Source organism: Cucumibacter marinus DSM 18995 (assembly GCF_000429865.1).
Lineage (GTDB): Bacteria > Pseudomonadota > Alphaproteobacteria > Rhizobiales > Devosiaceae > Cucumibacter > Cucumibacter marinus.
This window is the reverse complement of record NZ_AUCR01000011.1, coordinates 45167-59372: the sequence shown is the minus strand read 5'-3', so window position 1 is coordinate 59372 and position 14206 is coordinate 45167. Positions and strand designations below refer to the sequence as shown.

The following is a 14206-nucleotide window of genomic DNA, read 5'->3' as shown; positions in this document are numbered from 1 at the left end:
CTGACGGGATGGCGAACCCTCGCTCACACCACCAAAAGGGTCCCGCCCGTCGCGCGCCTTCCGGCCACGTGCTTCTGGGCCGCATCGGTGCGGCCCACGGCATCAAGGGCGAAGTGCGCATCAAGAGTTTCACCGAGGACCCCATGGCCCTCGGTGCCTATGGGCCGCTTGTCACCGACCGGCCCGGCCTCACCATCGAAATCGGCAGGGCCCGGCTCAACAAGGCCATGGTCATCGCAACGATCAAGGGCGTGACCGACCGCAATGCCGCCGAAGCGCTGAATGGCGTCGGGCTCTATGTGCCGCGCGACAGCCTGCCCGAGACCGAGGATGAGGACGAGTTCTATCACGCCGACCTCATCGGCCTGACGGCCCGCACCGACGCGGGCGAGACGCTGGGCACCGTCACAGCGATCTTCAATCACGGCCCCAACGACATCCTGGAAGTGAAGCCCGAAGGCGCCCCGAGCGTCCTTGTGCCCTTCACTCGCCAGGTCGTGCCCACCATCCGGCTGAAAGACGGCTATCTGATCATCGATCCGCCGCTTGGCACATTCGAAGACGCAGACGACGAGCCGGGTGACGCAAGGGACGAGGATCCGGCGTCATGAGCTTTGACGCCGAAATCATCACCCTGTTTCCAGACCTGTTCCCCGGTCCTCTGGGCGCCTCCATTCATGGCCGCGCGCTTGAAGACGGGCTTTGGTCCCTCAAGGCGCATCAATTGCGCGACTACGCCACCGACAGGCACCGCTCGGTCGACGACACCCCGGCCGGCGGCGGCCCGGGCATGGTCTTGCGGCCCGATGTTCTCGCCCGTGCCATCGATGATGTGAGCCCCGATACCGATCCCCGCCCGCGCCTTGTGATGTCGCCCCGCGGCACGCCGCTATCCCAGAAAATGGTTCGCGATTTCGCCGCTGGTCCCGGGCTGGTTATAGTTTGCGGGCGGTTCGAGGGCATCGACCAGCGCGTCATCGAGGCGCGCGAGTTGATCGAAGTCTCTGTTGGCGACTATGTGCTCTCTGGCGGTGAGGTTGCGGCGATGGCACTGCTCGAAGCCGCGGTCCGGCTGCTGCCGGGCGTGATGGGCGGCACCGACAGCCATGCGGAAGAAAGCTTTGAATCCGGGCTGTTGGAATATCCGCAATATACCCGCCCAGCCGAATTCGAAGGCCGAACCATCCCCGAAGTGCTGACTTCGGGCGATCACGGCAAGGTCGTGAAATGGCGCAAGGAACAGGCCGAGGCTCTCACCCGCGCCCGCCGGCCGGATCTGCTGCCTCCTGATCGCGGAAACGACTGAGCTTTCCTTCCTTCCTCGCTTGCCTATCGCCCTTGCCCCTGCCACAAGGGTCGGGACGGTGCGCGCGGTGCAAAACGCGCGTGAAACGGGAAGCCGGTGAAAGACCGGTGCCGCCCCCGCGACTGTAAGGGCATCACGCCCCTCCGAAATGCCACTGGCGCAAGCCGGGAAGGCGGAGGAGTTGGCCCGAGCCAGGAGACCGGCCGTCCCATTGAAACGCGCAAAGATCGGGACGGTGGGTCCCGGAAAGGAGAACCATGCGCAAACTGATCCTCACCGCCGCCACTGCTGCGGCTGTCCTGCTGCCGGCTGCCGCTTTCGCCCATGCCGGCGGTCACACCCCGGCCGATGGTTTCTGGCACGGCTTCGCCCACCCCATTGGCGGTCTTGACCACATCCTCGCCATGCTCGGCGTCGGTTTCCTGGCCTATGTCATGGGTGGCCGCGCGCTTTATCTCGTGCCGCTGAGCTTTGTCGGCATGATGGTTGCCGGTTTCGGCCTCGGCCTTGTCGGTTTTGAAATGCCCTTCCTTGAATTCGGCATTCTGGCTTCGGTGATCGTCATCGGCACACTCGGCGCACTGGGACGCCCCATCCCGCTTGGCGCCGCCATGGCGACGGTCGGTGCCTTCGCCCTGTTCCATGGCGTGGCCCACGGCGCGGAAATGCCCGTCGCCACATCCGGTTTGACTTATGGGCTCGGCTTTGCTGCTGCCACGGCACTGCTGCATGCCGCCGGTCTCGGCCTCGGATTCGCCGGTTCGGCTGCGGCCAGCCGGATGGGTCGCACGCTAGCCCGGATCGGTGCCGGTGTTACAGCGCTTGTGGGCCTTGGCCTCGCCGCCGGGCTTGCCTGATGACCCGCACATGGTGAATCGCCCGGGTTTTCTGATCCGATCGAGAAAGGCTGTCCGTCAGGGCAGCCTTTTTTGGTGGGTCCAACGGCTTCCGACCGGTCTCCCCGGCACATAGGATGAGGCCCTCGAACACCATCCGCGAACGCCACATCCTTGACCGCGCCCGACAACAACACCGCACTGATCACCACCCTCACCACCGCCGTGGTGGTCATGGGGTCGAATTCCTTCGTCCTGAGCCCGGTCCTCACCGACGTTGCCCGCGACTTCGCCACCACACCCGTCGTCATCGCCCGGGTCATCGCGGCCTTCGGGGCGGCAACGGCCTTGTCTTCATTCTTTCTGGCCGGCTGGATCGACCGCCTGGGTATCCGACGGGTCCTGCAAACCGGTGCGCTCCTTCAGATTGCCGGACTTGTTGGCAGCGCTCTGAGTGCCAATTGGATCATGCTCGCGCTGAGCCAGATCGCGGTGGGCGCTGCGGTGGGGGTCATGTTGCCCGCCGTTTATGCCAGCGCGACAGCCAGCGCACCGCCCGGCCAGGGCGCGCGGGTGCTCGGCCGTATTCTGCGCGGCTGGGGCATTTCGCTCGTCCTGAGCGTGCCCGCCTCGGCTTTCATCGCCGAATGGGCGGGCTGGCGGACCATTTATGTCCTGATTGCTTTCGCCGCTTTGCTGACCCTTTTCGGCTTCCATCGCCTGCCGAAGCTTGATCCGGCCGCACGGAAACAGGCCACCATTTCCCCCGCCCGGGCGCTCGGGCTACCGGGCATATTGCCCCTGATCGCGATCTGCCTTGGCTATATGACCGCATTTTACGGCATCTATGCCTATCTCGGCGACCATGTGCGCCAGACCCTTGCCGTCGGGTCCGCCGAGGCGGGGCTCGTCGTGCTCGGCTATGGCGCCGGCTTCGGGCTGACCGGCTATGTCATGGGCCTGTTCGACCGCTTTGCCGCGACACGCATCTTTCCCCTCGTTCTCGGCGTGATCGCGATCGTCTATGTCACGTTGATCCCGGGCACCGCCCATTTGCTGCTGGCCATGTTGACGGCCTTTGTCTGGGGCCTGGTCAATCATGCCGGGCTCAACCTGCTGATCCAGCTTCTGTCCGGTCGGCACCCTTCGGCCCGTGGTTCGGTGATGGGTCTGCAAACCAGCGCGACCTATCTCGCCGTATTCCTCGGCCCGATGCTGCTCGGAGGAATCTACGCCCAGTTCGGTTTTGATTTGACGGTCGCCGCAGCCACCGCGCTCATCCTCGCCAGCGCCGGCCTTGCCTGGCGCATCGCCGCCCGCGATGCATCCGCCTCCGGTGCCTAACGTCCTGGTCGCGTCACCCGCCGCATAGCCGGGGTGATCCCCGCCGCTTCGGCGCGGTCCTGTGCCGGATCATAGAACAGCCCCGCCATCAGGCTGCGGGCAATGCGTTGCGCCTTCTCGACAAACCCCTCGGCCACATCCGGCGGACAGACCTCATGCGCTGTGGTTTCGAAAAGTCTGAGCCAAATGGCGAAATGTTCTGGCCGGATCACGTCGCGATGCTTGAAATGCGCGGGCATGGGCCGGCCCTTGTATCGCCCCGTCGACAGGGTAATCGAGGACCAGAAATCGACCATGGTCAAAAGATGCGGCTCCCAGTCATCGCCGATCGCGCGGGCAAAGATAGGCCCCAGATCCGCGTCTTCGCGCACCCGGGCATAAAAGCGCCGTACCAGTCGGTCGATAAGGGCTTCATCAAGCGCCGGATGATGGCGGTCTGACAACATTGTGACGCCTCCGGGTTCGCATGGCGCATTCAGGTGATCGCCAAATCAGGAACGATCCGCTATATAATCAAGTATCTCAAATACCGGTTTTCACGCCCATGCGACTGAATGTCCAGACCGACTTCGCCCTTCGCATTCTCATCCGGCTCGCCCTGACCCCGGAACGGCTGGTCACGATCGCCCAGATCGCCGACCGCTTCGCCATCTCGCGCAATCATTTGACCAAGATCGCCCAACGCTTGAGCGATCTCGGTTTCATCGAAACCGTCAGGGGCCGCAATGGCGGTCTGCGCCTCGCCCTGCCGGCCGACGAAATCCGGATCGGCGAAGTGGTGCGCGGCATGGAACCGGACTTTGCCCTTGTTGCCTGCATGCAGGGCGGGCCTGGCGGGTGCCTGATTGCGGGTTGTTGCGATTTGCGCGGCGTGCTCGATCAGGCGCTCAACGGGTTTGTCGCGATACTGAACGACTACACCCTCGCCGATGTCACCGCGAACCGCCCCGAGCTCTCGCGCACTTTGGCTCTGTCGGCCGAATAGCGCGGTTTCGCCCCGGTTCCGGGCGTTTTGGCGTAGACTCACGCCTCCGCATCATGTATAGCGCCGCGCTGAAATACCCGTTGCAACCAAGACCGGGCGGTCTAGCCGCTCCAGCGAAAAGATAGAACGGAACCGAGAATGAATATCATCGAGCAGCTCGAAAGCGAGCAGCGCGAAGCCCTTGCGGCCAAGCGCGAAACCCCCGAATTCACCCATGGCGACACCGTGAAGGTGTGGGTCAAGGTCCGCGAAGGCGAAAAAGAACGCCTGCAGGCCTATGAGGGCGTCGTGATCGCCCGGGCCGGTTCGGGCCTGAATGAAAACTTCACCGTGCGCAAGATCTCTTATGGCGAAGGCGTGGAGCGTGTGTTCCCGATCTTTTCGCCGATGATCGACCGCATCGAAGTGGTGCGCCGCGGCAAGGTCCGCCGTGCCAAGCTCTATTATCTCCGCGATCGTCGCGGCAAGTCGGCCCGTATCGCCGAATCGACCAATGCGCGCACCAAGCGCATCCAGGACGAAGAGCGCGCCGCCGCCGCTGAAGCCCGCGCCAAGCGCGAAGCCGATAAGCTGGCCGCCGCTGAAGCCCGTGCTGCCGAGGCCAAGGCCGCCGAGGAAGCCGCCAAGGCTGCTGAAGCCGAGGCCAAGGCCGCCGAAGAGGCCGCCGCTGCTGAAGAAGGCGAAGCCAAATAATAAGCGTTCGTCTTCAATAGGCTTTCTGCACAAACAGAATTCGAAAGAGCCCGGCCATTGCGCCGGGCTTTTTTGTGGTCGGCGGCCTGCCTCGCCCTGTTCTCACCTCGCCACGCGCTGCCCCCTAATTGCTACTCGCTAGCACCTATTCCCTACTCGCTACTCCCTATTCGCCACTCCGCCCAAAATCCATCTTAAGATATATCTTGACTTCGCGACCCGTGATCCCTATTTCCTTTTCTCAAGATATATCTGGAGATCGCTTTTATGCACTGCCACCACCATTCACATCACCATGGTCACCACCAGGCCCAATGCGGGCATCACGCCCATCACCACCACGCTCACCATCACCACGCTCACCATCACCTTGCGGGCGGAGAGCATGACGCGCTTCACCACGCTGCCCGCCGGGGCTATCGCGGTGGCCATGCCGGCCATCAAGGCGGTTGGAGCGATGGAGACGGCGCCGGGTTCTCACGGTTCCGTGGACGACGGCTCGTCAATGGCGAAACGCTGCGCCTTCTCATCCTCAAGCTGCTCGAAGACGGGCCACGCCACGGCTACGACCTGATCAAGGCGTTCGAGGAACTGACACAAGGCCATTACAGCCCGAGCCCGGGCATCGTTTATCCGGCCCTCACCTTTCTCGAGGAGGCGGATTACACCCTCGCCGAAAGGGATGCTGCCAAAAAGGTCTATTCCCTCACCGAGGCGGGCCGCAGCTTCCTCGCCGAGCACGCCGGGGATGCCGAGGCGGCCATTGATGGCCTCAAGAAATTCGGCGAGCACGCCGAACATCAAAAGGAAATGTTCCGCGCCCGCCGCGACCGCGATCTGCCCGGTGTGATTCCGGAAGTGAACGAAGCGCGGCGCGCCCTCAAAAAGGCGATCCTTGGCGCGATCGAAGGCGGCGAAGACACCCAGAAGCGTCTGGCTGCCATCCTCAACAAGGCAGCCGAGGATATTGCGCGGTCGGACGTCGATCTCGGCTGACCTGGCTCTTGGACTGCACACCGGCGATTGTACCAAAAGGACTTATTTGCGACCTTCATCGACGATCGCCGGAGTGTATCCATGTCTGCCCCAGTCAACGTCCCGGTCTGTGTCACCTGCCGCGTCCAGTTCGCCCCGACGGCGCAGCCGCCTCAGCGTTGCCCGATCTGCGAGGATGAGCGGCAATTCGTGCCGAAAACGGGTCAGGCCTGGACAACAGTGGAAGACACGGCCCGGGACCGGCAGGTCGACATCCGGGAGGTGGCGCCGGGCCTCACCGGGATCGGAGTCACCCCGGGGATCGGCATCCATCAGCGCGCCCTTTTGGCCGAAACGCCCAAAGGCAATCTGATGTGGGACAGTGTGGGGCTGATCACCACGGAAGGTGTCGCCGCGGTCGAGGCGCGGGGCGGGGCCATGGCGATCGCCATCTCCCATCCGCATTTCCAGGGTGCCATGATCGACTGGTCGGTCGCGCTTGGGAATGCCCCTGTCTATGTTCACGCCGCTGACGCGGACTGGGTGATGCGCCCTCACCCCAATATTCGCCTCTGGGAAGGGGACACCGAACCCCTCGATAACGGCATGACCCTCATTCGCTGCGGCGGACATTTTCCTGGCGCGGCGGTCGCGCACTGGCCGCAGGGTGCTGATGGCAAAGGCGCGCTGTTGACCGCCGACGTGATCGCCGTCGCTGCGGACACCGACTGGGCGAGCTTCATGTATTCCTTTCCGAACTACCTGCCGCTTCCCGCCCATAAGGTGCGGGCCATCGCCGATGCCGTCGCCCCCTTTGAATTCGACGCGATCTATGGCGGCTGGTGGGGCTCGGTCATGCCGGCCCGTGCCAAGGCCAACCTCGCCCGCTCCGTCGCCCGCTATGTCGATTGCCTGAGCGACTGAGCCTGTACATCAGTATTTTTGCGTATCGTCCCCAGCCAACTCCCGGGAACATTCAGCGGTTTTCCACCGATTCGCACCCGGAACATACTGAGATTTTCCACAGCCTTGTCCACATCTCGTTGGATGACCATCAGGGCCCATTTCCTTCATAATCATTTGAAAATAAATGATTTATCGAAAAGGACTTGACGCGATTCCGGTTTTCCACGCTGTCCCGGCGCACCGAAGTCTTGCCTGACGGCTGCTGGAACGCTGTTTCGGCTCCCGGATTCAACAGCCAGCTACGAAAATGGCCCGGCAGAAGCCGGGCCAGTGCCGCACCCTCCGGCACCTTGTCGGGCGGTGCCGGAGACGCAAGGGATCTGATCCTAATCCGTGATGCCGGGCAGGTTGAGCCCGTTCTCCCGGGCGCAATCAATCGCGATATCGTAGCCGGCATCGGCATGGCGCATGACACCGGTCGCCGGGTCGTTCCAGAGCACCCGCTCGAGCCGCGCCGCCGCATCATCCGTACCGTCCGCACAGATGACCACGCCCGCATGCTGGGAGAAGCCCATGCCAACCCCGCCGCCGTGATGCAGGCTGACCCAGGTCGCGCCCGAGGCAGTGTTCAACAGCGCATTGAGAAGCGGCCAGTCGGAAACGGCGTCCGAGCCGTCCTTCATCGCTTCGGTTTCGCGGTTGGGTGAGGCCACCGAGCCTGAATCGAGGTGATCGCGGCCAATGACGACCGGAGCTTTCAACTCGCCGTTCCGGACCATCTCATTGAACGCCAGTCCCAGCCGGTGCCGCTGCCCGAGCCCGACCCAGCAGATCCGTGCCGGCAGGCCCTGGAACGCAATGCGTTCGCGCGCCATGTCGAGCCATTGGTGCAGATGCGCATCATCGGGGATCAGCTCTTTGACCTTCTGGTCGGTCTTGTAGATGTCTTCGGGATCCCCCGACAGCGCCGCCCAGCGGAACGGGCCGATGCCCCGGCAGAACAGGGGCCGGATATAGGCCGGTACGAAACCGGGGAAATCGAAGGCATTTTCGAGCCCTTCATCGAGGGCCACCTGGCGGATATTATTGCCATAATCGACGGTCGGGATGCCGCGCTCATGGAAGTCGAGCATCGCCTGCACATGCACCCGCATCGAGGCGCGCGCCGCCTTCTCGACCGCATCGGGATCGCTTTCCCGCTTTTGCCGCCACTCGGCCATACTCCAGCCTTGCGGCAGATAGCCATTGACCGGATCGTGCGCCGAGGTCTGGTCGGTCACGATATCGGGCCGCACCCCGCGCTTGACGAGTTCGGGATAGATATCGGCGGCATTACCCAACAGCCCCACCGACTTGGCTTCTCCTGCCTTGGTCCAGCGCTCGATCAACTCAAGCGCCTCATCGAGGGTTTCGGCCTTCTCGTCGAGATAGCGGGTGCGCAAGCGGAAATCGATGCTTTCGGGATTGCACTCGACCGCAAGGCATGACGCCCCGGCCATGACCGCGGCGAGCGGCTGGGCGCCGCCCATGCCCCCGAGCCCGGCGGTCAGGATCCATTTGCCCTTGAGGTCACCGCCATAATGCTGGCGCCCCGCCTCGGCAAAGGTCTCGAACGTGCCCTGCACAATGCCCTGCGAGCCGATATAGATCCACGACCCGGCGGTCATCTGGCCATACATCATCAGCCCGGCCTTATCGAGCTTGGAAAAGTGATGCCAGTTGGCCCAGTGCGGGACGAGGTTCGAATTCGCGATCAGCACGCGCGGCGCATCCTTATGGGTGCGGAACACCCCCACCGGCTTGCCCGATTGCACCAGCAACGTCTCGTTCTCTTCAAGCGATTGCAGCGAAGACACGATGCGGTCGAACGCATCCCAGTTCCGCGCCGCGCGGCCAATGCCGCCATAAACCACGAGTTCACCCGGGTTCTCGGCCACATCCGGGTCGAGATTGTTCATCAACATGCGAAGCGGGGCTTCGGTGGTCCAATGCTTGGCGGAAAGTTCCGTGCCGGTCGGCGAGCGGACTTCGCGCGTGTTTTTCAGCCGGTCGGTCATGTCCCGTCCTTCCTCTTAGCTCTTATGCCCTGTGAGTTGTCCTGAAAGCGCCAGTTCTTCGAGCGCCTGAAGCGCCTTGGCCAGCACCGGGCGCACCTGGTCGGCCCGGTCCGGGCGATAGGCCCAGTCGGGTGATTCCTCCATATAGGCCCGCTGGGCGAGCTCCATCTGGATGGCGTGGATATTGCGCGGCCGGCAGCCATAATGCCGGGTCGTCCAGCCGCCCTTGAAGCGGCCATTGATCACCATGTCGGTATCGGGTGCCGACGCGCAGGCATCCGCCACTGCCGCTTCGACCCGCGGATCGCAGGTCGCGCCCAGATTGGTGCCGATATTGAAGACCGGCAGCGTGCCCTCGAACAGGAACGGGATGTCCGAGCGGATCGAATGGCAATCATAAACGATCGCCACCCCATGCTTGTCGTGTACCCGCGCGACCTCTTCGGCAAGCGCCTTGTGATAGGGCTTATGCCAGGCGATGCGCCGCGCCTCGATCTCTTCGGCATCGGGTTCTTCACCCGGCTTGTAGATCGGCTTGCCGTCGAAATCGGTTGTCGGGCACAGCGTCGTCGTGTTCTGCCCCGGATAAAGCGAACACCCCTCGGGGTCGCGATTGGCATCGATCACATAACGATGGAAGTTTGCCGCCACCACCGTCGCGCCGGGCAAAAGCCCGTCATAAAGCCTGGTAATGTGCCAGTCGGTATCTGCCAGCCCGCGCCCGGTCTCGTTGAGCCGTGCCTTGATCTCATCGGGCACGAAGGTGCCGCCATGCGGCTGGGCGAGGATGACCGGGCTGTCGCCTTGGGTGACGCTGAAAGGGGTCATGACTGCTACGCCGCCTCCAGCCCTACCGAAAGCGCCGCCTCCGCAACGGGCAACAAACTGCCGCCGGCAATCAGTTCACCAACCCGACGCATGTCCCGCGACATGTAGCGGTCACCGCCAAGCGCCGGGATTTCCGAACGCAACCCCTTTACCACCTGACCCAGCACCGGGCTTGTCGTCAGCGGCGCGCGCAAATGCACGCCCTGGGCCGCCAGCATCAGTTCGATGCCGATGATATGGGTGAGATTGCGGTTCATATCCGCCAGCCGCCGCGCCCCGTGAGCGGCCATCGACACATGGTCTTCCTGGTTGGCGCTGGTCGGGGTTGAATCGATGCTGGCGGGGTTGGCGCGCTGCTTGTTCTCCGAATAGAGCGCTGCCGCGGTGACCTCGACTGCCATGAAACCCGAATTGACGCCCGGCTCCGGGGTTAGGAAAGGCGGCAGACCGAAACTAAGCGCCGGGTCGACCAGCATGGCGATGCGGCGCTCGGCGATCGAGCCGATTTCGGCAATCGCCAGCGCCACGATATCGGCGGCAAAGGCAACGGGTTCGGCGTGGAAATTGCCGCCCGAAACGATCCCTTCGTCAAGGATCAGCGGGTTGTCGGTCACCGCATTGGCCTCGATGCGAAGCGTGTGCCCTGCCTGGCGCAGCAGATCGAGGCACGCGCCCATCACCTGGGGCTGGCATCTGAGGCAATAGGGGTCCTGCACCCGCTCATCGCCTTCAAGATGCGACTGGCGGATCGCCGAACCCTCCATCAACTGCCGAAGGCTCGCCGCCGCATCGATCTGGCCTTGATGTCCGCGCAGCGTGTGGATCTGCTCGACAAACGGGGCCGAAGACCCCATCGCCGCATCGGTCGAAAGCGCGCCGGTCACCAGCGCCGTGCGATAGAGCCGATGCGCATCGAAGAGCCCCGCGAGCGCCATCGCCGTCGAGACCTGGGTGCCGTTGATGAGCGCCAGCCCTTCCTTGGCGATCAGCGCGACCGGTTCGAGCCCGGCGGCGCGCAACGCCTCGCCACCGCTCGTGACCTTGCCGTTGAATTCCGCTTCCCCTTCCCCGATCATCACCGAGGCCATATGCGCCAGCGGCGCCAGATCACCCGACGCGCCGACCGAACCCTGCCCGGGAATGACCGGCAGCACATCCTTTTCAAGCATCTGCTCGATGAGATGGATGAGGTCCCAGCGCACACCCGACGCGCCCCGCCCGAGCGAGATCAGCTTGAGCGCCAGCACCAACCGAACCACCGGCGCGGGCAGCGGATCGCCGACACCGGCGGAATGGGAAAGGACCAGATTGCGCTGCAGTTCCGCGGTCTTTTCCGCGGAGATCTTGACGCTTGCCAGCTTGCCGAAGCCGGTATTGACGCCATAGACCGCCGCCTCGCCCGCCGCAGCCGCTGCCACGCGGGCCGCCGCGCTCTCGACGCCCGCCCGGCAATCCGGAGATAGGCCGGCAATCGCCTCGCCACGATAGACCGCTTCAAGATCGCCAAGGCTAACCGAACCGGGCACCAAGCTCAGAGTTTGCATCCCATTTTCCTTCATAGAGTCGCCCGGCCAGCGGGTTGAACCCGAGCCGGTAGCTAAATTCGGCGGGGGTCTCGATATCCCACACCGCCAGATCGGCACGCTTGCCTGGGGCGATCACGCCCCGATCCTCAAGACCGAGAGCCCGCGCCGCATGGGCGGTCGCCCCCCGCAAGGCTTCCTCCGGCGTCATGCGGAACAGGGTTGCGGCCATATTGAAGATCGCCAGCAAGGAGAAAGTCGGCGAAGAGCCCGGATTGGCATCCGTCGCGATCGCGATCGGCACACCGGCCTCGCGCAACTCGGCGACCGGCGGCAGCTTGGTCTCGCGCAGATGATAAAAGGCGCCGGGCAGCAGCACCGCCACCGTGCCCGATTTGGCCATGGCGGCGATCCCGTCCGCATCGAGATATTCGAGATGATCCGCGCTCAGCGCACCATAGGATGCCGCCAGCGCCGCCCCGCCGAGATTGGAAAGCTGCTCGGCATGGAGCTTGACCGGCAGGCCGAGCGATTTCGCCTTGTCGAACAGCCTGCCGATCTGCCCGGGAGTAAACGCAATGCCTTCGCAGAACCCGTCGACCGCGTCCGCGAGCCCTTCCATCTGAACCGCCGGCAACACCTCTTCGATCAGATGCTCGATATAGGCGTCGGCCCGATCCTTGAATTCGGGCGGCAGCGCATGCGCGCCGAGAAAGCTCGTTTTGACCGTGATATCGCGCGCATCGCCGATCCGGCGCGCGGCGCGCAGCATTTTCATTTCACTTTGTTTGTCGAGCCCATAGCCCGATTTGATCTCGAGGGTTGTCACCCCTTCACCGATCAGCGCATCCGCATAGCGCAGCCCCGAGGCAAAAAGCTCGTCCTCGCTCGCTGCCCGTGTCGCGGTGACGCTCGACATGATGCCGCCGCCGGCCCGCGCAATCTCTTCATAAGAGGCGCCGTTGAGCCGCATTTCGAACTCGCGGGCGCGGTCACCGCCGAAAACAAGATGGGTATGGCAGTCGATGAGGCCCGGCGTGATCAGCCGGCCACCAAGATCGAAGCGAGACCAGTCGGCATAAGCGTGTGGCAGCGCATCGCGCGCGCCCGACCAGGCGATATGACCCGCCGAAACGGCAATAGCGCCTTCATCGACAAGGCCATAGGCGCCAAACCCATCGGCCAGCGTGGCAAGCCGTGCATTTTCAAGCACGAAACCGGTTTCCGCCATGGTGACCTCCCTTGCTTAATCCGCCGAACGGGTCCATAAGTAAAGGGTATTAACGCTTATGTCCATACATAATAATCACCATGGACGCTGCGCCCGAAGGAGCTTGCCATGCCTGCGGATCCGGCAACGGAAACCCGGTCGATCTTCGCCCGCCACGCCCTGTTGCCCGATGGCTGGGCTGAAAATGTCCGCATCGATGTCGGTGAAGACGGCACCATCGCTGGTGTCGCAACAGGCCAGAGCCTGCGCCGCTCGGATGCTGCCCGTATCGTTCTGCCCGCGCCGGGCAATCTGCATTCGCACAGTTTCCAGCGCGCCATGGCCGGCATGACCGAACGCCGCGCCGCCGGGCGCGACAGCTTCTGGACCTGGCGCGAGCTCATGTATCGCTTTCTTGATGTCTTGACGCCCGATCAGCTCGAGGCCATCGCCGCCTTCACCTTCATGGAAATGCTCGAGGCCGGCTATGCCGCCGTTGGCGAGTTTCACTATGTCCATCATCAGCCCGGCGGCACACCCTACGACGCCCTTGCCGAGACCTCCGAACGGATGATGGCTGCGGCTGGCGCCACCGGCATCGGGCTAACCCATCTGCCGGTGCTCTATAGCTATGGCGGTGCCGGCAAGCAGGATTTGAAGGGCGGACAATTGCGCTTCGGCTGCGATCCCGAGCGCTTCGAAAAGCTGTTTGAGGCGGCCCGCAAAACCCTTGAACGCAGCCTGCCCGCCGATGCACGCATCGGCATCGCACCCCATTCCCTGCGCGCCACCGAACCGGAGGCGCTCAAGGCAATCGTGGCGGCCCATTCGGCCGGTCCGGTGCATATGCATGCCGCCGAGCAGACCCTTGAGATCGAGGAGGTCGAGGCCTGGCTCGGGGCAAGGCCGATCGACTGGATCGCATCCAACCTGCCGCTTGATGAGCGCTGGTGCCTGATCCACTCGACCCATATGACCGAAGCCGAAACCTTGACCCTTGCCGGGTCAGGAGCGGTGGCCGGGCTTTGCCCGATCACCGAATCCAATCTCGGAGACGGCATCTTCAACGCCGAGGCCTATCTCGATGCCGGGGGGCAAATCGGCATCGGCTCGGATTCCAATATCCGCATTGCCCTGTCAGAAGAGCTGCGCACCCTTGAATACTCGCAACGCTTGCGCGACCGCGCCCGCAATGTGCTGGCGGGTGACCCGAAGGGCCCGGCGGAAGGTGCAACCGGCCAGCGGCTTTATCTGTCCGCGCTTGCCGGCAGCGCCCGCGCGCTGGACCGCAAGGCTGGCGCCATCGAAGCCGGTCGGCTGGCCGATCTCGTGGCCATCGATGGCGATGCCATTGCCCTTGCAGCCCTGACTCCCTCCCAGTTCATCGATGGCTGGGTCTTCGCCGGTGACGACCGCTTGGTCACCGATGTCTGGGCGGCAGGACGCCATTGCGTGGAAAACGGCCAGCACAAGGATCACGCGGCGATCACCGCGCGCTATCGTGCGGCGATCGAATCCCTGGTGGCGAGAATCTAGCCGGAAA

14 protein-coding genes and 1 riboswitch are annotated in these 14206 nt (G+C 63.7%); of the genes, 9 read left to right on the top strand and 5 right to left on the bottom strand.

Annotated features, from left to right (window positions below; translation table 11 throughout):
• Positions 1-8 precede the first annotated feature (8 nt).
• The 4 genes from rimM to G489_RS0108415 all read left to right on the top strand — a co-directional run bounded on the left by rimM (position 9) and on the right by G489_RS0108415 (position 3486).
• Complete coding sequence (rimM, locus tag G489_RS0108430; protein WP_051332436.1) at positions 9-611, top strand: ribosome maturation factor RimM; 603 nt, start codon at positions 9-11, stop codon at positions 609-611.
• Positions 608-1306 carry a tRNA (guanosine(37)-N1)-methyltransferase TrmD gene (trmD, locus tag G489_RS0108425; RefSeq protein WP_029041177.1) on the top strand — a complete coding sequence of 233 codons (699 nt, stop codon included), beginning with the start codon at positions 608-610 and terminating at the stop codon, positions 1304-1306. The genes rimM and trmD overlap by 4 nt, the downstream gene beginning before the upstream one ends.
• 39 nt (positions 1307-1345) lie before the next feature.
• A riboswitch (cobalamin riboswitch) is annotated at positions 1346-1528 on the top strand.
• A 35-nt stretch (positions 1529-1563) separates the two neighbouring features.
• On the top strand, positions 1564-2163 hold the full coding sequence (locus tag G489_RS0108420; protein WP_029041176.1) for a HupE/UreJ family protein: 600 nt from the start codon (positions 1564-1566) through the stop codon (positions 2161-2163).
• A gap of 153 nt (positions 2164-2316) precedes the next feature.
• Positions 2317-3486, top strand: coding sequence for an MFS transporter (locus tag G489_RS0108415; protein ID WP_029041175.1), 1170 nt, complete (start codon positions 2317-2319; stop codon positions 3484-3486).
• On the opposite strand, the gene G489_RS19680 is transcribed toward G489_RS0108415, so the two are convergent.
• Positions 3483-3932, bottom strand: a complete 450-nt coding sequence (locus G489_RS19680; RefSeq protein ID WP_051332435.1) for a group III truncated hemoglobin — start codon at positions 3930-3932, stop codon at positions 3483-3485. The two genes, G489_RS0108415 and G489_RS19680, sit on opposite strands and share 4 nt — an antisense overlap.
• A 98-nt stretch (positions 3933-4030) precedes the next feature.
• Here G489_RS19680 and G489_RS0108405 point away from each other — a divergent pair, with 98 nt between their 5' ends.
• From G489_RS0108405 to G489_RS0108380, 4 genes are all read left to right on the top strand, one after another.
• Positions 4031-4471 (top strand): Rrf2 family transcriptional regulator, encoded by a 441-nt coding sequence (locus G489_RS0108405; protein ID WP_029041174.1) that lies wholly within the window; start codon positions 4031-4033, stop codon positions 4469-4471.
• A gap of 138 nt (positions 4472-4609) precedes the next feature.
• On the top strand, positions 4610-5164 hold the full coding sequence (gene rplS / locus G489_RS0108400; protein WP_029041173.1) for a 50S ribosomal protein L19: 555 nt from the start codon (positions 4610-4612) through the stop codon (positions 5162-5164).
• A gap of 267 nt (positions 5165-5431) precedes the next feature.
• Positions 5432-6160 carry a PadR family transcriptional regulator gene (locus G489_RS22235; protein ID WP_081691468.1) on the top strand — a complete coding sequence of 243 codons (729 nt, stop codon included), beginning with the start codon at positions 5432-5434 and terminating at the stop codon, positions 6158-6160.
• A gap of 81 nt (positions 6161-6241) precedes the next feature.
• Positions 6242-7063 carry an MBL fold metallo-hydrolase gene (locus G489_RS0108380; RefSeq protein ID WP_029041170.1) on the top strand — a complete coding sequence of 274 codons (822 nt, stop codon included), beginning with the start codon at positions 6242-6244 and terminating at the stop codon, positions 7061-7063.
• 368 nt (positions 7064-7431) lie between these two features.
• On the opposite strand, the gene hutU is transcribed toward G489_RS0108380, so the two are convergent.
• The 4 genes from hutU to hutI are packed head-to-tail and all read right to left on the bottom strand — an operon-like array spanning position 7432 to position 12684.
• Positions 7432-9102, bottom strand: coding sequence for a urocanate hydratase (gene hutU / locus G489_RS0108375; protein ID WP_029041169.1), 1671 nt, complete (start codon positions 9100-9102; stop codon positions 7432-7434).
• 15 nt (positions 9103-9117) lie between these two features.
• Positions 9118-9930 carry an N-formylglutamate deformylase gene (gene hutG / locus G489_RS0108370; RefSeq protein ID WP_029041168.1) on the bottom strand — a complete coding sequence of 271 codons (813 nt, stop codon included), beginning with the start codon at positions 9928-9930 and terminating at the stop codon, positions 9118-9120.
• A 5-nt stretch (positions 9931-9935) separates the two neighbouring features.
• Complete coding sequence (gene hutH, locus G489_RS0108365; protein ID WP_035872073.1) at positions 9936-11474, bottom strand: histidine ammonia-lyase; 1539 nt, start codon at positions 11472-11474, stop codon at positions 9936-9938.
• Entirely contained in the window at positions 11440-12684 is a 1245-nt protein-coding gene (gene hutI, locus G489_RS19670) for an imidazolonepropionase (protein WP_051332434.1), read from the bottom strand. The genes hutH and hutI overlap by 35 nt, the downstream gene beginning before the upstream one ends.
• A gap of 108 nt (positions 12685-12792) precedes the next feature.
• Between hutI and G489_RS0108355 the strand changes: the two genes are divergently transcribed.
• Positions 12793-14199 (top strand): formimidoylglutamate deiminase, encoded by a 1407-nt coding sequence (locus G489_RS0108355; protein ID WP_035872070.1) that lies wholly within the window; start codon positions 12793-12795, stop codon positions 14197-14199.
• Positions 14200-14206 lie beyond the last annotated feature (7 nt).